Below are 20,715 nucleotides of genomic sequence, written 5' to 3' on the forward strand. Positions count from 1 at the left end.
GCCTTCAGCAGCGTGCCTGCAGCGCCTCGACCAACGCCTGGCAGCGCTGCCCCGGCGCCACGCCCAGCGCCCGCGCGGCGGCGTTGCAGTGGCTGACGAGGCCATCGGCCAGCGTGCTGTGCGCCTCGCCGATGCGCGCGCTGGTGTGCGCCACGGTGCAGGCGGCGATGGCGTGGCCCTGCAGGAAGGGCAGCGCCGCCAGGCCCGCTTCGTCCTTGCCCACGCCGGCATCGTTGAACACGGCGATCAGCGGCCGCGCCGCCAGCGCGTACTGCGCCGAGCTGATGCCGCCGTGCGAGCCGCTCACGGCCAGGCAGCCGGCGTCCAGGCCGGGCTTCAGCTCGGTGATCGAATCGACGATGCGCAGCGGTGGCGGGTTCATGGGATGCCCCGGAAAAAGAAGAAGCCGCGTGAGGGACGAACCCCTCGCGCGGCTTCAGGTTATCACCCGGTCGGTCGGGTGATCAGGCCATCAGTCGGCGTACTGGCCGGCGGCCTTGATGACGGCGCCCCACTTGGCGACTTCGGCGGCGACGAACTTCTTGTGCTCGGCCGGGTTGGCACGCGCGTCGTTCACCACCACGGCGCCCAGGCCTTCCTGCTTCTTGATGAACTCGGGGTCCTTCAGCGCGGCCTTCAGGGCATCGTTCAGCGTCTTCAGCACGGCGGCGGGCGTGCCCTTGGGCGCGTACAGGCCGTGCCAGATCGACACGTCGAAGCCCTTCAGGCCGGCCTCGTCCAGCGTCGGCAGGTCCTTGTAGACGGCGGGCGTGGTCAGGCGCTTGGCGGTGCTGACGGCGTAGGCCTTGATCTTGCCGGCCTCGACCTGGCTGGTGGTGTTGGTGGTCTGGTCGCACATGATGTCGACCTGGCCGCCCAGCAGGTCGGTCATGGCGGGCGCGGTGCCCTTGTAGGGGACGGTGGTCAGCTCGGTCTTGAGCGCGTTCTGCAGCATCAGCCCGCACAGGTGCGAGGCGGCGCCCAGGCCGGCGTTGGCCAGGTTGACCTTGTTCTTGTTGGTGGTGATCCAGCTGCTCAGCTCGGCCCAGTTCTTGGCGGCCAGGCCGGGCTTGCCGACGACGACCATGGGCACTTCGTTGATCAGGCCGAGGTATTCGAACTCGTCGTACTTGAAGCCGGGGTTGCGGTACAGCGTGGCCGTGGTGGCCATGCCGATGTGCGCCACCAGCAGCGTGTAGCCGTCGGCCGGCGCGCGGAAGGCCTTGGCGGTGCCGATGGTGCTGCCCGCGCCGGCCGCGTTGTCGACCACCACGGTGGCGCCGCCCAGGGGCTTGCGCAGGGCTTCGGCCAGGTCGCGCGCCACCTTGTCGGTGGGGCCGCCAGCGGCAAAGGGCACGATCAGCGTGATCGGCTTGGCGGGAAAGCCCTGCGCTTGCACGCCCAGGGCCATGACGGCTGCGCCGGCGGCGAGCGAGAGTTTGAACAGAGGGGACATCGACAGGACTCCTTGCGAATGGTCAAAAAAACGGCGAATGGTAACGATTGATAACGCCGCTGGCTATCCGGGCGTTTACCGATGTTTGACGATCCGCAAACAAGATGCCGGCTTCGGCGTCATCTTGCCGCCAACTCACTTGTAACTGCGCGCATCTTCGATGACCTTGCCGTCGTTGGGCAGGCTGCCAGGCGCCACCACCTCGACCTCGCCGCGCAGCTTGGTGACGTCGCGCACGGCCTCGGCCACGCGCTCGCCCAGGCCCTGCGCGCCGGCGGATTCGATGAGCAGCTTCATGCGGTCGTCGGCCATTTCGCCGCTGACGACCAGGCGCGCGCGCGTCACTTCAGGAAAGCGCCGGACGATCTCGGCCACCTGGCCGGGGTGCACGAACATGCCCTTGATCTTGGTGGTCTGGTCGGCGCGGCCCAGCCAGCCCTTGATGCGCGCATTGGTGCGGCCGGTGGGGCAGGTGCCCGGCAGCACGGCCGACAGGTCGCCGGTGCCGAAGCGCACCAGCGGGTAGTCGGGGTTGAACACGGTGACGACGACCTCGCCCACCTCGCCTTCGGCCACCGGGTCGCCGGTGCCGGGGCGCACGATCTCGACGATGCAGTGCTCGTCCAGCACCAGGCCCTGGCGCGACGCGGTTTCGTAGGCGATCAGGCCAACGTCGGCGGTGGCGTAGCTCTGGTAGACGGCCAGGCCGCGCTCGCTGAACCAGTCGCGCAGGCTGGGCGGAAAGGCTTCGCCGCCGACCAGGCCCTTCTTCAGGCTGGCGATGTCGCTGCCGCTCTCGGCCGCCTTCTCGACCAGGATGCGCAGAAAGCTGGGCGTGCCCAGGTAGGCCTGCGGCTTCAGGTCGGCGATGGCCTGCAGCTGCTGCTCGGTCTGCCCGGTGCCGGCAGGGAAAACGGTGCAGCCCACGGCGTGCGCGCCGCTTTCCATGATGAAGGCGCCGGGCGTCATGTGGTAGCTGAAGGCGTTGTGCACCAGGTCGCCGGCGCGAAAGCCGGCCGCGACCATGGCGCGGGCGGCGCGCCAGTAATCGCGCGCCGTGCCCTCTGGCTCGTAGATGGGGCCGGGGCTGGCGTACAGGCGCGGCATGGCGGGGCCGTAGCGCACGGCGGCAAAGCCGCCGAAGGCGTCGCGCCCCGCCGCACGGCTGGCCTGCTGGCGCGCCAGCAGCTCGCTCTTGCGCGTGACCGGCAGGCGCGCCAGCGCGGCGCGCGAGGTGACGGCCGCCGCATCGACACCAGCCAGGATCTCGCCCAGCGCCGCGCTGTGCGCCTGCGCGTGCGCGATCTGCCGCGGCAGCGCGGCCATCAGCGCGGCCTCGCGTTCGGCAGGGTCGCGGGTTTCCAGGGCGTCGAAGAATTCGCTCATGGCGTCATCCTTGGTTGGCGATTGCTTTTGTTTTGATAGCTTCCGGCGCTGAAGGGAAAAGCGCTGGCAGCTGTTTTCATCCACATATCTCGATGGAGCCGGAATGGCCCTCACCCCCGCCCTCTCCCAGCGGGAGAGGGGGTTTCATGGGGCGCAAGCGCCGCGCCTGCACACAAGCCATTCGCACTGCAAAGAACCCATTTCTTGGCTGCTTCTTCTGCGTCTTCTGCGAAACCTTGGCGTCCTCTGCGTCCGGCTGTTCGGCTGTCCGGCTGCTTCAAGCCAGCCACCGCTTGCGCCGCTTGTAGCTCTTGACGTCCTTGAAGCTCTTGCGCTCGCCACCGCCCACGCCCAGGTAGAACTCCTTGACGTCCTCGTTGCTGGCCAGGTCGCTGGCCTTGCCGTCCATCACCACGCGGCCGCTTTCCATGATGTAGCCGTAGTCGGCGTACTTCAGCGCCATGTTGGTGTTCTGCTCGGCCAGCAGGAAGGTGGTCTTTTCCTTGCTGTTCAGGTCCTTGACGATGTTGAACACCTCTTCCACGATCTGCGGCGCCAGGCCCATGCTGGGTTCGTCCAGCAGCACCATGTCGGGATTGCACATCAGCGCGCGGCCGATGGCGCACATCTGCTGCTCGCCGCCCGAGGTGTAGGCCGCCTGGCTGGTGCGGCGCGTCTTCAGGCGCGGGAAGTAGGCGTAGACCTTTTCCAGGTTGCGTGCGATCTCGGCCTTGTCGGTGCGGGTGTAGGCGCCGGTGAGCAGGTTTTCCTCGATCGTCAGGTGGGCGAAGCAGTGGCGCCCCTCCATCACCTGCACCACGCCGCGCTTGACCAGATCGGCCGGCGTGAGCGCCTCGATGCGCTCGCCCTTGTACTCGATGCTGCCCTTGGTGACCTCGCCGCGCTCGCCCTTGAGCAGGTTGGAGATGGCGCGCAGTGTGGTCGTCTTGCCCGCGCCGTTGCCGCCCAGGATGGCGACGATGCCGCTCTTGGGCACCGTGAGCGAGACGCCCTTGAGCACCAGGATCACGTGGTTGTAGATGACCTCGATGCCGTTGACAACGAGCAACGGCGCCCCCGCGCCGGCAGGCGCGGCCGCCGTGGCGGGGGCTTCGGTGACAAGCTGGCTCATGCAGGCTCCAGAACAGATTCAGTACCGGCGGCGCCCGCCGAAACGGGCGCCGCCCTCGGCCCCTTACTTGCAGTCACGCATCTTGATGTTCTTTTCCTTGGCATACCGCTCGCCGTACTCCTTGACCAGCGGCTCGACCAGCGACTTGTCGGCCTGGTACCAGTCGGACACCACCTTCCAACCGCTGCCGTCCCACTGCGCGATGCGCGCCCAGTCGGTGCCCAGGTGGTTGGTGCAGCTGGTCTGGATGGGACGCAGGATCTTGCCAAAGCCCAGCTCGTTCAGGCGCTCCTGCGTCAGGTTCAGGTTCTCGTAGCCCCAGCGCACCTGCTCGGACGTCATCACCTTGCCCTTGCCGAACTTCTCTTGCGCGGCACGGATGGCCTCCACCTGCAGCATCGAGATGACCATGCCACGCGTGTGGGCCATGGCGCCCAGTTCCTTCGGGTCCTTGGCAGTGCCCTGGCCCTTGTCATAGAGCATGGCCTTGACGTCGTCATGCACCTTGTCGCGCTCGGCCGTGTTGTGGATGGTGGCGGCGTTGTAGCCCTTGGCACCGGCGCCGATGTCCTTCACGTCGTGGTCGGAGCCGGCCCACCAGATGGCGTAGATCTTCTCGCGCGGGAAGTTGGTCGCCTGTGCCTCGCGGATGGCGGCGGGCGTCATCACGCCGGCCGACCACAGCAGCACGTAGTCGGGGCGCTGCTGACGAATCTGCAGCCAGGTGGACTTCTGCTCGACGCCGGGCGCGGTGACGGGCAGCATCAGCAGCTGAAAACCCTCCTTTTCGGCGCGCTTTTGCAGCAGCGGGATCGGCTCCTTGCCGTAGGGCGAGTCGTGGTAGACCAGTGCGATCTTCTTGCCCTTCAGGCTGCCCTTCTCCTTCTTCAGGATGTCCTGGATCATGGCGTCGGCCGCCGTCCAGTAGCTGCCCATGAAGGGAAAGTTCCACTCGAACACGCGGCCGTCGGCCGACTGCGACAGGCCGTAGCCCATGGTGATGATGGGCATCTTGTCGCCCGCCGCCTTGTCGGTGAGGGCGAAGGTGATGCCGGTGGATTGCGTGTCAAAGCCGGCCGCGCCCCCGCCGCGGTTCTTCAGGCGCTCGTAGCACTCCACGCCCTTGGCGGTGTCGTAGGCGGTCTCGCACTCTTCATAGGCGATCTTCACGCCGTTGATGCCGCCGCGCGCGTTGACCAGCTTCAGATAGTCCTGCTTGCCGTCGGCCCATGGAATGCCCAGCGGGGCGAACTGGCCGGTGCGGTACACCAGCAGCGGGATGAATTGCTCCTGTGCGAACGCAGCGCCGGAGCTGAGCGTCGAGGCCGCGACCACGGCGGCGGCGATCAAGGTCTTGGAAAGCTTCATGGATGTCTCCTTCGGTGTTGATTGAAGCAACGGAAAAAACGACTCAGCGAAACGACCGGATGTCAGGGTGAACCAGAGCAGGGATCAAGCACCCCCACCACCGATGGCCGCGGAGCAGGCCAGGCCAGCGAACGCCGTGGCCGGACCTGTGCCGGCCACTGGCGTTGCCCCTCCTCCGACAGGAGAGGAGGGAAGGCGCGAAGCGACTCAGGGAGGTGCATATTTAGTGAGGGAACGGCCACACGCGCAGCTTCTGGCGCGCCGTGGACCAAAGGCGTGCCAGGCCGTGCGGCTCGACGATCAGGAAGAACACGATCAGTGCGCCGAAGATCATGTGCTCCAGGTAGGTGGCCGTGGCGGTGGACAGGGGCAGGCCCAGCCAGTGCGGCACGTAGTTCAGAAACAGCGGCAGCAGCACGAAGAACGCGGCGCCGAACAGGCTGCCGACGATGGAGCCCAGCCCGCCGATGATGATCATGAACAGCAACTGGAACGAGCGGTCGATGCTGAACGCCGCCGGCTCCCACGCGCCCAGATGCACGAAGGCCCACAGCGCCCCCGCCACGCCGACGATGAAACTGCTGACGCCGAAGGCGCTGAGCTTGGCGTACATCGGGCGGATGCCGATCACGGCGGCGGCCACGTCCATGTCGCGGATGGCCATCCACTCGCGCCCGATGGCGCTGCGCACCAGGTTCTTGGCGGCCAGGGCAATCAGGCACAGGATGGCCAGGCACAGCAGGTACTTTTCCATCGGCGTGTCGATCTGCCAGCCGGCGATCGACAGTTGACCGGCGCTCACCGAGCCGGACGAGGAGTGGTTGGTGACCCACGCCGCGCGGCTGGTGAGCCAGTCCATGAAGAACTGCGCCGCCAGCGTGGCCACCGCCAGGTACAACCCGCGGATGCGCAGGCTGGGCAGGCCGAACACCATGCCGAACACCATGGCGATGAGCCCGCCCCCCAGCAGCGCCAGCAGCAGCGGCATGCCGTCGAAGCGCGCCTGCAGGTTGAAGGCGGCATACGCCCCCACAGCCATGAAGGCGCCGGTACCCAGCGAGATCTGGCCGCAGTAGCCGACCAGGATATTCAGCCCAAGCGCGCCCAGCGCCATGATGACGAAGGGGATCAGCATCGCCTGGAACACGTAGTCGGTGGCCAGCATCGGGACCACGACGAAGGCCAGCACCAGCACCGCGAAGATGGCCACGCGGTCCTGCGCGATGGGAAATATCTGCTGGTCCGCGCGGTAGCTCGTCTTGAACTGGCCGTTTTCTCGGTAGAACATGGCTTGTCTCTCTTCTCGCCGCCGCTCAGACGCGATCGATGATTTTTTGGCTCCGACCCGCTTCGCTTAACCCTGCTGACGCAAAGTGAGTCTTCGCCGAAAAATTCTTTCTTCGCGGCAAGCCGCGAAGCCCCTTCGGTGCTGTCATCGCGAATTTCATACGCGATCAATAATTTTTTCGCCGAACAGGCCTTGCGGGCGCACCAGCAGCACACACAGCGCCAGGCCGTAGGCGAACCAGGTCTCGATACCCCCGCCGATCATCGGGCCGAGGTACACCTCCGACAGCTTCTCGCCCACGCCGATGATCAGCCCACCGATGATGGCGCCGGGCAGCGAGGTGAGGCCGCCCAGGATCACCACCGGCAGTGCCTTCAGTGCCACCAGAGAGAGCGAGAACTGCACCCCCAGCTTGCTGCCCCAGATGATGCCCACCACCAGCGCCACCACACCGGCCACCGACCACACGATGACCCACATGCGCCCGAGCGGAATGCCGATGGACTGCGCGGCCTGGTGGTCGTCGGCCACCGCACGCAGAGCGCGGCCGGTCTTGGTCTTCTGGAAGAACAGCGTCAGCGCCGCCACCAGCACCGCCGCGATGATGGCCGAGTACAGGTCCTCCTTGCTGACCAGCACACCACCGTCGAACAGGCCCTCGAGGATGAACACCGGCTCCTTGGGCATGCCCACGTTGATGCTGTAGACGGCGCTGCCGAAGATCATCGGCCCCAGGCCGTCGAGCAGGTAGGCGATGCCCAGCGTGGCCATCAGCAGCGTGATCGGCTCCTGGTTGACCAGGTGCCGCAGCGCCAGTCGCTCTACTGCGTAGGCCACGCCGATCATGATGACGATGCTGACCACGATGGACAGCAGCACGCTGATCACCCCCTGCTCCATGCCGAGCCAGCGCGGAATCCACTCCGAGAAGCGCGCCATCGCCAGCGCCGCGAACAGCACCATCGCACCCTGCGCGAAGTTGAACACGCCACTGGCCTTGAAGATCAGCACGAAGCCCAGCGCGACCAGCGCGTACAGCATGCCGGTCATCAGGCCGCCGAGCAGGGTTTCGAGAAAGAATCCCATTTGTCTTGTCTCCGCGCGATCAGTGGCTGGTACCCAGGTAGGCCCGGATCACGTCTTCGTTGTTGCGCACTTCATCCGGCGTGCCGTCGCCGATCTTCCTGCCGTAGTCGAGCACCACCACGCGGTCGCTGATGTCCATCACAACGCCCATGTCGTGCTCGATCAGCACGACGGTGGTGCCGAACTGCTCGTTGACGTCGAGAATGAAGCGGCTCATGTCCTGCTTCTCCTCCACGTTCATGCCGGCCATCGGCTCGTCCAGCAGCAGCACCTGCGGCTCCATGGCCAGCGCTCTTCCTAAGTCGACGCGTTTTTGCAGGCCGTAGGGCAACTGGCCCACCGCCGTCTTGCGGTGCGCCTGGATCTCGAGGAAGTCGATGATCTGCTCGACGAATTCGCGATGCCGGATCTCCTCCCGCTCGGCCGGGCCGATGCGCAGCGCCTGCAGCAGGATGTTGCTCTTGATCTTGAGGTTGCGACCCGACATGATGTTGTCGAGGACGCTCATGCCCTTGAACAAGGCCAGGTTCTGAAATGTGCGCGCCACACCCATCTCGGCCACCTGGCGCGAGTTCATGTGGCTGAAGGTCTTGCCGCGGAAGGTGATCGAACCTTCCTGCGGCGTGTAGACACCGTTGATGCAGTTGAGCATCGACGACTTGCCGGCGCCGTTGGGGCCGATGATGGCGCGGATCTCGTGCTCCTTGACGTTGAACGAGATGTCGGTGAGCGCCTTCACGCCGCCGAAGCGCAGGCTGATGTTCTGGATGTCCAGAATCACGTCGCCGATATTTTTTGAGCCCAATTGGCCTTCAGCGCTTGCGGGACGGGCGCTGGTAGCTACCATTTCAGGAGCATTCACATCACTCATGCCGCGCTCCTCACAGGGGCGAAAGTCTTGGCATCGAGGATCTGCAGATTGGCCGACACCTTGCCGGTGCGCCCGTCCTCGAACTTCACCGCGGTCTCGATGAACTGCTCGGCCTTGCCCGAATACAGCGCGTCGATCAGCACGCCGTACTTCTCGGCGATGAAGCCGCGGCGCACCTTGCGCGTGCGGGTCAGCTCGTCGTCGTCCGGGTCCAGTTCCTTGTGCAGCACCAGGAAGCGCTGGACCTGCGTGTCGGCCATGCCTGGCTCGCTGGCCAGGTCGGCGTTCACCTTCTCGACGCAGTCCTTCATCATCGTCAGCACCTCGGGCTTGCCGGCCAGGTCGACGTAGCCCGCATAGGGCAGGCCCTGGCGCTCGGCCCAGTTGCCCACGGCCTCGAAGTCGATGTTGATGAAGGCGCAGACCTTGTCGCGCTCATGGCCGAAACACACGGCTTCCTTGATCTGCGGGAAGAACTTGAGTTTGTTCTCGATGTAGTTGGGCGCGAACATGGCGCCGCCGGCCATCTTGCCCACGTCCTTGGCGCGGTCGATGATGATGAGATGGCCATCCGGGTCGAGCACGCCCGCGTCGCCGGTCTTGAAGTAGCCGTTCTCGTCGATCACCTCGGCCGTGGCGTCGGGGCGCTTGTAGTACTCCTTGAGCACCGAGACACCCTTGACCAGCACCTCGCCGTTGTCGGCAATCTTGAGTTCGATGCCCGGCGCGGCCTGGCCCACGCTGTTCAGCTTCACCTGGCCGTTCTTCTGGATGCAGACGTAGGCGCAGGTCTCGGTCTGGCCATACAGCTGTTTGAGGTTCACGCCGATGGAGCGGAAGAACTTGAACAGCTCGGGCCCGATGGCCGCACCGGCCGTGTAGGCCACGCGGATGCGCGACAGGCCCATGGCGTTCTTCAGCGGGCCGTACACCAGGAAGTTGCCCAGCGCGTACATCAGGCGGTCGGCGCCGCCCACCGGCTTGCCGTCCAGGATGTCGGAACCCACGCGACCGGCCACGGCCATGAACCTGCGGTGCATCCACTGTTTGAACTTGGCCGCGTCCTCCATGCGGATCGACACCGAGGTCAGCATGCCCTCGAACACGCGTGGCGGCGCGAAGTAATACGTCGGGCCGATCTCGCGCATGTCGATGCTCACCGTCTCGCTCGACTCGGGGCAGTTGATGGTGAAGCCCGCCACCAGCCACTGCGCCAGCGAGAACAGGAAGTCGCCCACCCAGGCCGGCGGCAGGTACGACAGCACGTTGTCCTTGCCCGTCAGCCCGTCGGTCAGCACGCCGCCCTCGGCCGAGCCGATGAAGCTGGCGTGCGTCTGGCACACGCCCTTGGGGCGCCCGGTGGTGCCCGAGGTGTAGAGGATCACCGCCACATCATCGGACTGCACCTGCGCCACCGAGTCGTCGAACAGCTGCGGATGCGCCTGGTCGTGCTGGCTGCCCAGTGCCATCAGCTCGTCCACGCTGATCAGACCCGGTTGGCTGTAGTTGCGCATGCCGCGCGGGTCGTCGTAGATGATGTGCGTGAGGCCGGACACCGACTCGCGCAGTTCCAGCATCTTGTCGACCTGCTCCTGGTTCTCGGCGAAGGCGAAGTGCACCTCGGCGTCTTCCAGCACGAAGGCCATCTCGGCCGCCACCGCGTCCTGGTACATCGGCACCGGCACGCCGCGCAGTGCCTGCACGGCAATGAACATCAGGTACAGGTGCGGGCGGTTGTCGCCCACGATGGCCAGGTTCTGCCCCGGCGTGAAGCCGAGCGCCGCCAGGCCCGAGGCCAGGGCGCGCACGTCGCCCAGCGCGCGCTGCCAGCTCCAGGTCTGCCAGATGCCGTATTCCTTCTCACGCAGCGCCGGATCCTGCGGGCGCTCGCTGGCGTGCTTTTGCAGCAGGCGGGGGAATGTGGTCGCCATGAGGGCGTTGTCTCCTTACGCTGTGCGACCCGGTACTTCGCCGGGCCGCTGAATGAGTTCGATGGTACGGCGGCACTTTGACGCCATGTTGTCGTTTGGACGACAATTGATAGCCGTTTTGATCCGGTCTTACCCTAACCGCCGCCGCGTGCCCCAGGGCTGCGCGACGATGCCCAACCCCTAGAATCCCGAGCTCCCGGCGCGTCGGGTCATTGGCTTCGATGTCGCCTCCACCCTGAACCATGAACACGGTCGCGTCTTTGCTTCTTCTGTTGGGCGGATCGTTGCTGGCGCTGGCTTCCATCGCTCAGGCGGGCATCCTCACCGTGTGCGAATCGATCGACGCGCACCCACCGTCTGCCGCAGCGCCTGTGCAGCAACGCTTTCTTGAAGCGGACGGACGGCAAATCACGCTGCGGCTGTCAGATGTTCCCCTGCCGGAAAACGCGCGCGCCTGCAGCGCGACTGCCTTGCCCATCGGCGGCGCCGACGTGGCCTGGAGCACCCTGGTTTCCCGCCAGGACGCTCTCCGGCTGAAAGCAGGCATTGGCCTTCAAGGTGTGGTCCAAGGCCAGAAGCTGGAGGTCAGCGATCTCATCGCCATCGCTGCACCAGACAGCGATCCCACGGCTTCGCCAGAAACGGTCTTGGCGCCACCACGCCCCGTCTGGCGCGCCTTCGGCAGCGAGGAACGGGCGCGCGTCGACGGCGAACTGCTGATCTGCGCGGCGGGGCTGGCGCCCGCCGGGTTCGTCTGGATGCCCGAAGACGGCTGGCCCGGTGATCGCCCGCACCATCTGCTGTTGCAGGCCAACGGACACGGCCAGGTGACCTGGGCCATCGCCGATGCACCGCGCCAGCAGCGCGAGGTGCCCCTTGTGCTCGGCACCTCGGCCCTGGGGAATGCGTTGCGCACTTCAAGCTTCGAGGTTCCCGCCAGCAGCCAGCCCTGGCGCGCGCTCTCGGTGATCTGCCCGCCGGAGGGCGCGCGCATCAACATCGCCGCGCTTGCGCTGCGGCCGACCTTGCCGCAACGCGCGGGCTGGGTATGGTCACCGGCCATGTGGAGCGACACGCCGGAGCGCATCTGGACCTTGCAGGAGCGGCATCGCCTGACCACGGTGTTCATCACCGTGCCGACCGAAGGCGCCCAGGTGCGCAACGAACCATTGCTGCGCGACTTTCTGGCACGCGCGTCCGAGCGCGGCCTGCGCGTGTGGGCGGTGATTGGCGACCCGGCCGACGTGCTGCCAGCGCAGCAAGCAGCGCTCGTGCAGCGCCTGCAGGCGTACCGCGCCTACAACCGCGATGCACCACCGGACGCGGCGCTGGCAGGCGTGCAACTGGACATCGAGCCCTACCTGCTGCCCGGCTACCGGCTCGATCCCGCTGCCTGGCGCGACCGCTATCTGCAACTCGCCGCCCTGGCGCGCCAGACGCTGGGTGACGGCTGGCCACTGGATCTGGTGGTGCCCGTCTGGTGGGGCAGCGACCCGCACTGGGGCCCCAGCGCGCTCGACCGGCTCGCCCCACTGGGCGTGAGCCTGACGATCATGAACTATCGCACCGACCTGCAGGCGGTGCGCAGGGGGGCGCAACCTTTCCTGGCCTGGGGGGCCCGCCAGGGCCGCAAGGTCACCATGGCGCTCGAATACGGCCCCATACCGGATGAAGTACGACGCCACTACCAGCCCAGCGCGGACGGCGGCGAATTGTGGCTGCTGCCCGTGGGGCCGCACTTCGCGCTCGTGCTGCTGAATGACGCGCGTGCCGGCTTGCCTGGCCAGTCCTTCCGCTTCACGCACCAGCGCGCCTTTGCCGGCGACAACATCAGCTTTGCCGGTCGCCCCGAGGCCCTGGCCGCCGCCGTGGAAGCGCTGTCGCCCGACTGGTGGCCCTGGCCCAGTTTCGCCGGCGTGGCCCTGCATGGGCTCGACGGCACCCCTGACCAATGACGCCCGAGCAAGCATCCGCCCCGCACGGCAGCCCGCCGGCCGCATCCGCCGACCGAGGACTTCAGGTGCTGATGGTGGAAGACGATGGCCTGGCCGCCGACATGCTGCGCTTCATCCTCGAGCGCGAAGGCTATGTCGTGACGCATGCAGCGGATGGGCGTCTGGCACGGCAGGCCATCGAGCAGTCGGCACCGCCAGCACTGGCGGTGCTGGACATCGACCTTCCCTACCACGACGGCTTTGAGCTGATCGAAACCATTCGGGCCGACGCGCGCTGGCGCGACGTGCCGATCCTGATGCTCTCGTCCAAGGGGACCGAGCTGGACATCGCCCGCGCGCTCGATGCCGGCGCCGACGACTTCATCGTCAAGCCCTTCCAGCTGGAAGAGCTCAAGGCCCGGGTGCGGCGACGCATCCGCGTGGCGCGGCCATGACGATGACACGCGCGCTCCTGGCGGGCCTGCTGGGCTGGGCGCTGCTGGCCTGCAGCGGCACGGCCATGGCCGCCCCGTCGGGCGAGCAGCTCGAGAGCGACGCGCGCCAGCGCCTGTCGGTCCATCCGGACGACGAAGCCGCCCGCTTCGATCTCGCGCGCGCACTGAGTTGGCAGCAGCGCTGGGATGAAGCCCAGCCGATCTACGACGAGCTGCTGGCACGCGCGCCCGACAACACGGACTACCTGCTCGGCATGGCCCAGGTCTGGCGCGGCCGCGGCCAGCCGCGCGCAGCCTTGCCCCTGCTGGGCCGCGCCCGCGCCCTGGCACCGGCGTACCAGGATGTCTGGCGCGCCGAAATCAGCGCCCTGCTCGAAACCGGCGACCCGGCGTTGCGCGACCAGGCGCGCACGCTGCGCGAACGCGCGCGCCACGCCTTTGCTCAAAGCGGGTGGCTGTTCCCGGCGCTGGACAAGCCCGCGGCCGAAGTGGCGCTGGGCCGCCTTGCACGCGCGGGCTTAACCGGCGCCCGGCGCACCGTGGTCGAGCTGAGCGGCTCGCACGACGCGCTGAACGGCGGCCGCGGGGACTGGCAGGTGGTGCAGCTCGCGCTGGAGCAGCACCTGGGCGAGCGGCGCCTCGTCTATGGCAGCGTCGAGCACGGGCGCCGCTTCGGGCTGCGCGACGATTTCGCGCAACTCGGTGGCCTCGTTCCGCTGGCACCGCTGACCACGCTGCAGATCGAAGGCGCGTTCAGCCCGACCCACCGGGTGCGGCCGTCCAACCGCCTGCTCGTGCAGCTGCAGCACGCGCTACCGCGCGGCTGGGAGATCGGCGCTGGCGCACGCATCGCGCGCTATGATTCTGGGAGCTCCTACCAGGCCAACATGGGGGTCGAACACTATCGGGGCCAGCAACGGCTTGGCTACACGCTGTTCATGGGAGCGCCCGAGGGCGCGCGTGCGGCCCTCGCGCACCGCTTGCAATGGGCCTACCACCGCACCGACCGCGACTGGGTGGGCCTGACCGTGGGCTGGGGACGCGAGACCGAACACGACGGCAACCGTCTGCAAACGCGGCCCTTCCGGGCGTTGGGGCTTTCGGGTCGGCATGAACTCTCAACTCAATGGGCGTTGATCTGGGATGTGGGATGGAATCGCTACCGTCAAGGCTACGCTCGAACGGGTGTCCGCCTGGGAGTACGGCGGACTTTCTGAGCCTTCGGTCGACGCGCTGCTGACCGCATCCGCGCTGACCTTCGGGCTGTCGGCCCTGCTGCTGCTGGCGACGGCCGGCGTGCACGTGCTGGCGCGCCGGCAGCAGCGTGCGCTGCAGCAGGTGCGCGCCCGCTGGAAGCCGCTGTTCTTTCACGCCATGTCGGGCGCACCGCAGCCGCTGCCACCATGGTCGCAGGGCGATGCAGGGGTGGTGCTGCACCTGTGGCTGGAGATCACGGAGCTGGTGCAAGGCGCCGCACGCGAACGCCTGGCAGCCCTGGCGCAGGAGCTGCGGTTCGAGAAATCGGCGCTGACCTGGCTCGGGCACCGGGCGCTGCACCGGCGCATGCTGGCCGTCAGCGTGCTCGGGCGCATGCGCGCGCGCGAGGCGCTGCAGCCGCTGGAGCGCATCACGCATGAGCCCGACCCGGTGCTGTCGCTGATGGCCGTGCGCAGCCTGCTGCAGATCGATGCGGCGGGCTTCCTGCCCCACTTCCTGCCGCAGATCGCGCTGCGGCCCGACTGGCCGCTGGTGCGCATCGCGGCCATGCTGGCAGAAGTCCCGACCGAGGTGCTGCACCCCCTGTTCCGCCAGGCGCTGCAGGACCACCATAGCGGCAGCGCGGCGCGCCTGCTGCGCCTGCTGCGCACGGCCCGCATCGACGGCGACGCGCCCACGCTGGTGCGCTTTCTGCACCTGGTGCAACCGGCGGACGTGCTCGAGGCGGCGCTGATGCTCACCCGTTCGCCGCAGCTGGCGGGCGCCGTGCGCGCGCTGCGCGGCCACCCCGACGCACGCGTGCGCGTGCAGGCCGCGGCCGCCCTGGGCCGCGTCGGCACACAGGATGACGCCCTCGGGTTGTCGATCATGGTGAACGATGTCGAGGGCGAGGTGCGCTATCAGGCAGCGCGCGCGCTGGCGCAGCTGCCCGGCCTGCCGGCTACGCACCTCGCCGCGCTGCATGCCGCCGTGCCCGCCGGCCCGGGCCATGCCGTGCTGACGCAAGCGCGCGCCGAACACGCGCTGCGCGCAGCGGGCAAGGAGGCCTGATGGAATGGCTGAGCGCCCTGACCGGCGCCATCGACGCACTCGTCGGCCCGGTGTTCCTGGCGCTGCAGTGGGTGCTGCTGGCCTACGTGCTGGTCCTGCAATTCGCCACCGTGGGCCTGTGCTGGTTTGCCTTCAGGGCGCTGCGGCGCTATCGCGACCGGCGCCGCTTCAACCTGCTGCCGCTGTCGCATGGCGAGTTCAACCTGCCTATCAGCCTGCTGGTGCCGGCCTACAACGAGGCGGCGGGCATCGTGGCATCGGTGCGCTCGATGCTGCAGATCGACTACCCGCGCTACGAGATCGTCGTCATCAACGATGGCTCGAAGGACGGCACGCTGCAGGAGCTGATCCGGCACTTCGGACTGCAGGTGTTTCCCGAAGCCATCGACCAGCCGCTGCCCTGCGCCGAGATACGCGCCATCTACCGCTCGCGCCGCTACCCCAACCTGCGCGTGGTGGACAAGGCCAACGGCGGCAAGTCGGATGCGCTCAACGCCGGCATCAACTGCGCCCGCCACGGGCTGGTGTGCGTGGTGGATGCGGATTCCATTCTGCGGCGCGATGCGCTGTCGCGCGTGGTCAAGCCCTTTGTCGACGATTCGCGCGTGATCGCCTCGGGCGCCACCATCGCCATCGCCAACGGCTGCCGCATCAGCGGCGGCCAGCTCGAACGCATCGACCTCGGGCGCGGCTTTCTGGCGCGCATGCAGGTGCTCGAATACATCCGCGCCTTCCTCATCGGCCGGCTGGGCTGGACGCTGCCGAACACGGTGCTCATCATCTCCGGCGCCTTCGGCCTGTTCGGCCGGCGGGTGATCATCGAATCGGGCGGCTACCGCACCAACACCATCGGTGAGGACATGGAACTGATCGTGCGCCTGCACGAGCGCTACCGCCTGCGTGGCGCGCCCTACCGCATCGCCAGCGTGCCCGAGCCGCTGTGCTGGACCGAGGCGCCCGAATCCCTTTCGGTGCTGCGCAGCCAGCGCACCCGCTGGCAACGCGGCCTGGCCGAAAGCCTGATGCTGCACCGCCGGCTGCTGCTGCACCCGCGCAGCGGGCAACTGGGGTGGATCGCCATGCCATTCTTCGTCGCCTTCGAGCTGCTCGGCCCGGTGATCGAGCTGTTCGGCTATGTGGCGCTGCTGGTGGGTGCGGTGCTGGGCTGGGTGCAGTGGACGGGCTTTCTGGCCATGCTGCTGCTGGCGCTGTCGCTGGGTTTCATGATCTCCGCGCTGGCCCTGCTGCTGGAGGCGCTGGCCTCCGGCCTGTACCCGCGGCCGCGCCAGATCGCGGTGCTGGCCGCCATGGCGCTGGCCGAGAATCTGGGCTACCGCCAGATGGTCAGCCTGTGGCGCCTGCAGGGCCTGTGGCGCTGGATGCGCGGCAAGCAGCAGGTCTGGGGCACCATGACCCGCACAGCCGCGCTGGGCGAGGCTGCCGGCCCGCCCGCGCCCGCCCCCTGATGCCATCCGCCTCGACGCACCGCCCGAATGCCCTCCACCCTGCACGAACGCCGCCGCCTGCTCAGTGACGAAGAACTGGCCGGCGTGCCCTGGCTGTCGCACCTGAAGCCGGCCGAGCACGAGCGCGTGGTGGCCGAGCTGCGCATCAGCGAGGCCGCGGCGGGCGACGTGATCTGCCGCATGGGCCGGCGCGCCACCTACTGGTTCGGCGTGGTCGACGGGTTGCTGAAGATGAGCACCGAGACGGCCGATGGCCACAGCATCACCTTTTCGGGCCTCACGCCCGGCGGCTGGTTCGGCGAGGGCACGGTGATGAAGCGCGAGGCCTACCGCTACAACATCCAGGCGCTGCGCAAGAGCCACGTGGCGGGCCTGCCGGTGGACACCTTCCACTGGCTGCTCGACCACTCCATCGGCTTCAACCGCTTCGTGATGAACCAGCTGAACGAGCGGCTGGCGCACTTCATCCTTGCCATCGAGGCCGACCGCACGCCCAGCCCCGAACAGCGCGTGGCGCGCAACCTGGCGGCGCTGGTCAACCCGGTGCTGTTTCCCGGCGTGGGCGGCGTGCTGCGCATCACGCAGCAGGAGCTGGCCTACCTGGTCGGCCTGTCGCGCCAGCGCGTGAACGAGGCGCTGAAGGCGCTGGCGGCGCAGGGCCTGCTGCAGATCGAATACGGCGGGCTGCGCATCCTCGACTTGCCGGCGCTGCGGCACCAGACGTTCTAGGGCATCATCAAAAACACCTGACCATCAAGCAAAAACAATAGCTGCTCGCGCCTGATATACATACATTTCAGCATCATTTGGCTTGAAATCCATACTGGACAAGCGCGAGCCACTATTAAGATTGAACTGACTCTTTCATCGCCACCATGACCCAGCCCCCCACCTTCCGCCGCGCGCCGCGCCCTGAAGCCGCGCCGTCGGCACCCGCCGGCGACGGCACGGTGCGCCTGAACAAGCGCCTGGCCGACATGGGCCTGTGCTCGCGCCGCGAGGCGGATGAGTGGATCGAGCGCGGCTGGGTGCGCGTGAACGGCGCCGTGGCCGCCATGGGCACCAAGGTGGCGCCGCAAGACCGCGTGACGGTGCAGCGCGAGGCCGAGGCCGCGCAGGCGCAGCGCGTCACCATCCTGCTGCACAAGCCGGTGGGCTACGTCAGCGGCCAGGCCGAGGATGGGCACCAGCCGGCGGTCACGCTGGTCAACGCGCGCAGCCACTGGCGCGGCGATGCGTCACGCACGCGCTTTTCGCCCGCGCAGCTCAGGGGGCTGGCGCCGGCGGGCCGGCTCGACATCGACTCGGTCGGCCTGCTGGTGCTGACGCAGGACGGCCGCGTGGCGCGCGCGCTGATCGGCGAGGACTCGGACATCGACAAGGAATACCTGGTGCGCGTGGCCTACGGCGACATCACCACCGATGTGCAGGCCGCCTTTCCGCGCGAGCAGCTGGCGCGCCTGCGCCACGGCCTGAGCCTGGACGGCCAGCCGCTGAAACCGGCGCAGGTGGATTGGCAGAACCCCGAGCAGCTGCGCTTCGTGCTGCGCGAGGGCAAGAAGCGCCAGATTCGCCGCATGTGCGAGCAGGTGGGGCTGAAGGTGACGGGCCTGAAGCGCATCCGCATCGGCCGCGTGCTGCTGGGCCAATTGCCGCAGGGGCAGTGGCGCTATCTGGGCGAGCACGAGCGGTTCTGACGCCATGACGCGCCTGGCGGCGCATGACATCGGCCTGCGGCCATCGATGACGAAATGACGAAACGCCGCGGCGCCCGTCATGGCGGGCAGTGCCATCATCGAACGCGCGGCCGAGGTCATTTCTTCATCAAAACAGTCCCCAGCGCCCGACTTTCAAACGCCGACAGCTATCCTTAAGGTAGCGTCATCAGCCCTTGATAATCGCCCTGAGCGCCCGCACCTGAGGCACCGGCCCCCTGCGGGCGACCGCTTTGTTTTTCCCTTTTCTTCCCAAGCAAATGAGCAAGCAAACCCATTCCTTCCAGGCCGAGGTGGCGCAACTGCTGCACTTGGTCACACACTCGCTGTATTCCAACAAGGAGATCTTCCTGCGCGAGTTGATCTCCAACGCCTCCGACGCCTGCGACAAGCTGCGCTTCGAGGCGCTGGCCGATCCGTCGCTGTACGGCGACCAGCCCGAGCTGGAAGTGCGCATCAGCTTCGACAAGACCGCCAAGACGCTGACGGTGACCGACACCGGCATCGGCATGAGCGAGGCCGAGGCCATTGAGCATCTGGGCACCATTGCCAAGAGCGGCACCAAGGATTTCATGAACCGCCTGACCGGCGACCAGAAGGCCGACGCGCAGCTGATCGGCCAGTTCGGCGTGGGCTTCTACTCCGGCTTCATCGTTGCCGACCGCATCACCGTCGAATCGCGCCGCGCTGGCCTGCCTGCCGAGCAGGGCGTGCGCTGGGTCAGCCAGGGCGCGGGCGACTTCGAGGTGGAGACCATCACCCGCCCCGAGCGCGGCACCAGCGTGATCCTGCACCTGCGTGACGACGCGCTGGAGTTTGCCGACGGCTGGAAGCTGAAGGAGCTGATCGGCAAGTACAGCGACCACATCGCGCTGCCCATCAAGATGGAAGGCGAGACCTGGGAAGACGGCAAGGAGGAAGGCCAGCCCGGCCAGATGGTGAAGACCGGCGCGTGGGACACCGTCAACCAGGCCACCGCGCTGTGGACGCGGCCCAAGAAGGACATCACCGACGAGCAGTACCAGGGCTTCTACGAGCAGATCGCGCACGACTGGCAGCCGCCGCTGGCCTGGAGCCACAACCGCGTGGAAGGCTCGACCGAGTACACGCAACTGCTGTACGTGCCCAGCCACGCGCCGTTCGACCTGTGGGACCGCGACCGCAAGGCGGGCATCAAGCTGTACGTGCGGCGCGTGTTCATCATGGACGACGCCGAGCAGCTGCTGCCGCGCTACCTGCGCTTCATCAAGGGCGTGGTCGATTCGGCCGACCTGCCGCTGAACGTGAGCCGCGAGCTGCTGCAGGAAAGCCGCGACGTGCGCGCCATCCGCGAAGGCAACACGCGTCGCGTGCTGGGCCTGCTGGAAGACATGGTCAAGGCCGAAACCGCCCCCGGCGCCAATGCCGCCGCAGCCGACGCCGCGCCGGCCGATGGCAAGGTGGACATCGGCAGCGGCGACAGCACGCCCGCACCCGAGCCGACCGAGCTGCCCGACGGCGGCGTGACCGATGTGGTCGACAAGAACGAGGCGCCCACCGCCGCCGACACCGCGGCGAAGTTTGCCGAGGAGCAGGCCAGGGACGCCGGCAAGTACGCCACCTTCTGGCGCGAGTTCGGCGCCGTGCTGAAGGAAGGCCTGGGCGAAGACCACGCCAACCGCGAGCGCATCGCCAAGCTGCTGCGCTATGCCTCCACCACCAGCGATGCCGCGACCGTGTCGCTGGCCGACTACAAGGCGCGCATGAAGGAAGGCCAGAAGGCCATCTACTACATCACCGCCGACACGCTGGCGGCAGCGAAGAACAGCCCGCAGCTCGAAGTCTTCAAGAAGAAAGGCATCGAGGTGCTGCTGATGACCGACCGCGTGGACGAGTGGTCGCTTTCGTACCTGCGCGAGTTCGATGGCACGCCACTGCAATCGGTGGCCAAGGGCGCCGTGGACCTGGGCGACCTGCAGGACGAAGCCGAGAAGAAGGCTGCCGAAGAAGCTGCCGAAAGCGTGAAGCCCCTGCTCGACAAGCTGAAAGAGGCGCTGAAGGAGCAGGTGGAAGACGTGCGCGTCACCACGCGCCTGGTCGATTCGCCCGCCTGCCTGGTGGTGAAGGACGCCGGCATGAGCATGCAGCTGGCCCGCATGCTGAAGCAGGCCGGCCAGCGCGTGCCCGACAGCAAGCCGGTGCTGGAGATCAACGCCGAGCACCCGCTGGTCAAAAAGCTCGACGGCCATGCGCACTTCGACGACCTGGCGCACATCCTGTTCGACCAGGCCCTGCTGGCCGAAGGCGGCCTGCCGGACGACCCGGCCGCCTACGTGCGGCGCGTGAACGCGCTGCTGGTGAGCCGGGCGGCGTAGGATGG

General features: G+C 67.6%; 17 protein-coding genes. 8 read left to right on the plus strand and 9 right to left on the minus strand.

The annotated features are described in order from the left end of the window. Nucleotides 1-4: 4 nt before the first annotated feature. The 9 genes from ACFSCU_RS02735 to ACFSCU_RS02775 all read right to left on the minus strand — a co-directional run bounded on the left by ACFSCU_RS02735 (nt 5) and on the right by ACFSCU_RS02775 (nt 10,518). Nucleotides 5-382, minus strand: a complete 378-nt coding sequence (locus ACFSCU_RS02735) for a hypothetical protein (RefSeq protein ID WP_180550037.1) — start codon at nt 380-382, stop codon at nt 5-7. A gap of 90 nt (nt 383-472) precedes the next feature. Further along, nucleotides 473-1,456: a tripartite tricarboxylate transporter substrate-binding protein gene (locus ACFSCU_RS02740; RefSeq protein ID WP_333705168.1), complete on the minus strand. Its 984-nt coding sequence runs from the start codon at nt 1,454-1,456 to the stop codon at nt 473-475. A 135-nt stretch (nt 1,457-1,591) separates the two neighbouring features. Next, nucleotides 1,592-2,842: a phenylacetate--CoA ligase family protein gene (locus ACFSCU_RS02745; protein WP_180550038.1), complete on the minus strand. Its 1,251-nt coding sequence runs from the start codon at nt 2,840-2,842 to the stop codon at nt 1,592-1,594. Nucleotides 2,843-3,119: 277 nt separating this feature from the next. Continuing rightward, a complete protein-coding gene (locus ACFSCU_RS02750; protein ID WP_180550039.1) occupies nt 3,120-3,974 on the minus strand; it encodes an ABC transporter ATP-binding protein in 855 nt (284 codons plus the stop codon). 63 nt (nt 3,975-4,037) lie between these two features. Continuing rightward, entirely contained in the window at nt 4,038-5,342 is a 1,305-nt protein-coding gene (locus tag ACFSCU_RS02755) for an ABC transporter substrate-binding protein (protein ID WP_377559833.1), read from the minus strand. A 223-nt stretch (nt 5,343-5,565) separates the two neighbouring features. Continuing rightward, entirely contained in the window at nt 5,566-6,630 is a 1,065-nt protein-coding gene (locus ACFSCU_RS02760) for a branched-chain amino acid ABC transporter permease (RefSeq protein ID WP_333705172.1), read from the minus strand. 156 nt (nt 6,631-6,786) lie between these two features. After that, nucleotides 6,787-7,716, minus strand: coding sequence for a branched-chain amino acid ABC transporter permease (locus tag ACFSCU_RS02765; protein WP_333705173.1), 930 nt, complete (start codon nt 7,714-7,716; stop codon nt 6,787-6,789). A 19-nt stretch (nt 7,717-7,735) separates the two neighbouring features. Next, a complete protein-coding gene (locus ACFSCU_RS02770; protein ID WP_377559836.1) occupies nt 7,736-8,521 on the minus strand; it encodes an ABC transporter ATP-binding protein in 786 nt (261 codons plus the stop codon). 62 nt (nt 8,522-8,583) lie between these two features. Next, nucleotides 8,584-10,518 (minus strand): AMP-dependent synthetase/ligase, encoded by a 1,935-nt coding sequence (locus ACFSCU_RS02775; RefSeq protein ID WP_333705174.1) that lies wholly within the window; start codon nt 10,516-10,518, stop codon nt 8,584-8,586. A gap of 260 nt (nt 10,519-10,778) precedes the next feature. Here ACFSCU_RS02775 and ACFSCU_RS02780 point away from each other — a divergent pair, with 260 nt between their 5' ends. From ACFSCU_RS02780 to htpG, 8 genes are all read left to right on the plus strand, one after another. After that, entirely contained in the window at nt 10,779-12,473 is a 1,695-nt protein-coding gene (locus ACFSCU_RS02780) for a hypothetical protein (RefSeq protein ID WP_377559838.1), read from the plus strand. Beyond that, nucleotides 12,470-12,907: a response regulator transcription factor gene (locus tag ACFSCU_RS02785; protein WP_180550041.1), complete on the plus strand. Its 438-nt coding sequence runs from the start codon at nt 12,470-12,472 to the stop codon at nt 12,905-12,907. The genes ACFSCU_RS02780 and ACFSCU_RS02785 overlap by 4 nt, the downstream gene beginning before the upstream one ends. Next, complete coding sequence (locus ACFSCU_RS02790) at nt 12,904-14,124, plus strand: YaiO family outer membrane beta-barrel protein (RefSeq protein WP_377559839.1); 1,221 nt, start codon at nt 12,904-12,906, stop codon at nt 14,122-14,124. Before ACFSCU_RS02785 ends, ACFSCU_RS02790 begins: the two co-directional genes overlap by 4 nt. Continuing rightward, entirely contained in the window at nt 14,093-15,175 is a 1,083-nt protein-coding gene (locus ACFSCU_RS02795) for a HEAT repeat domain-containing protein (RefSeq protein WP_333705177.1), read from the plus strand. Before ACFSCU_RS02790 ends, ACFSCU_RS02795 begins: the two co-directional genes overlap by 32 nt. Continuing rightward, nucleotides 15,175-16,641, plus strand: a complete 1,467-nt coding sequence (locus tag ACFSCU_RS02800; protein ID WP_333705178.1) for a glycosyltransferase family 2 protein — start codon at nt 15,175-15,177, stop codon at nt 16,639-16,641. The genes ACFSCU_RS02795 and ACFSCU_RS02800 overlap by 1 nt, the downstream gene beginning before the upstream one ends. Nucleotides 16,642-16,668: 27 nt before the next feature. After that, nucleotides 16,669-17,370 carry a Crp/Fnr family transcriptional regulator gene (locus tag ACFSCU_RS02805; RefSeq protein WP_180550047.1) on the plus strand — a complete coding sequence of 234 codons (702 nt, stop codon included), beginning with the start codon at nt 16,669-16,671 and terminating at the stop codon, nt 17,368-17,370. Nucleotides 17,371-17,516: 146 nt separating this feature from the next. Beyond that, on the plus strand, nt 17,517-18,338 hold the full coding sequence (locus tag ACFSCU_RS02810) for a pseudouridine synthase (protein ID WP_377559841.1): 822 nt from the start codon (nt 17,517-17,519) through the stop codon (nt 18,336-18,338). 278 nt (nt 18,339-18,616) lie between these two features. Beyond that, nucleotides 18,617-20,710, plus strand: coding sequence for a molecular chaperone HtpG (htpG, locus tag ACFSCU_RS02815; RefSeq protein ID WP_180550048.1), 2,094 nt, complete (start codon nt 18,617-18,619; stop codon nt 20,708-20,710). Nucleotides 20,711-20,715 lie beyond the last annotated feature (5 nt).

The organism is Ottowia beijingensis (genome assembly GCF_042680925.1).
Lineage (GTDB): Bacteria > Pseudomonadota > Gammaproteobacteria > Burkholderiales > Burkholderiaceae_C > Ottowia > Ottowia beijingensis.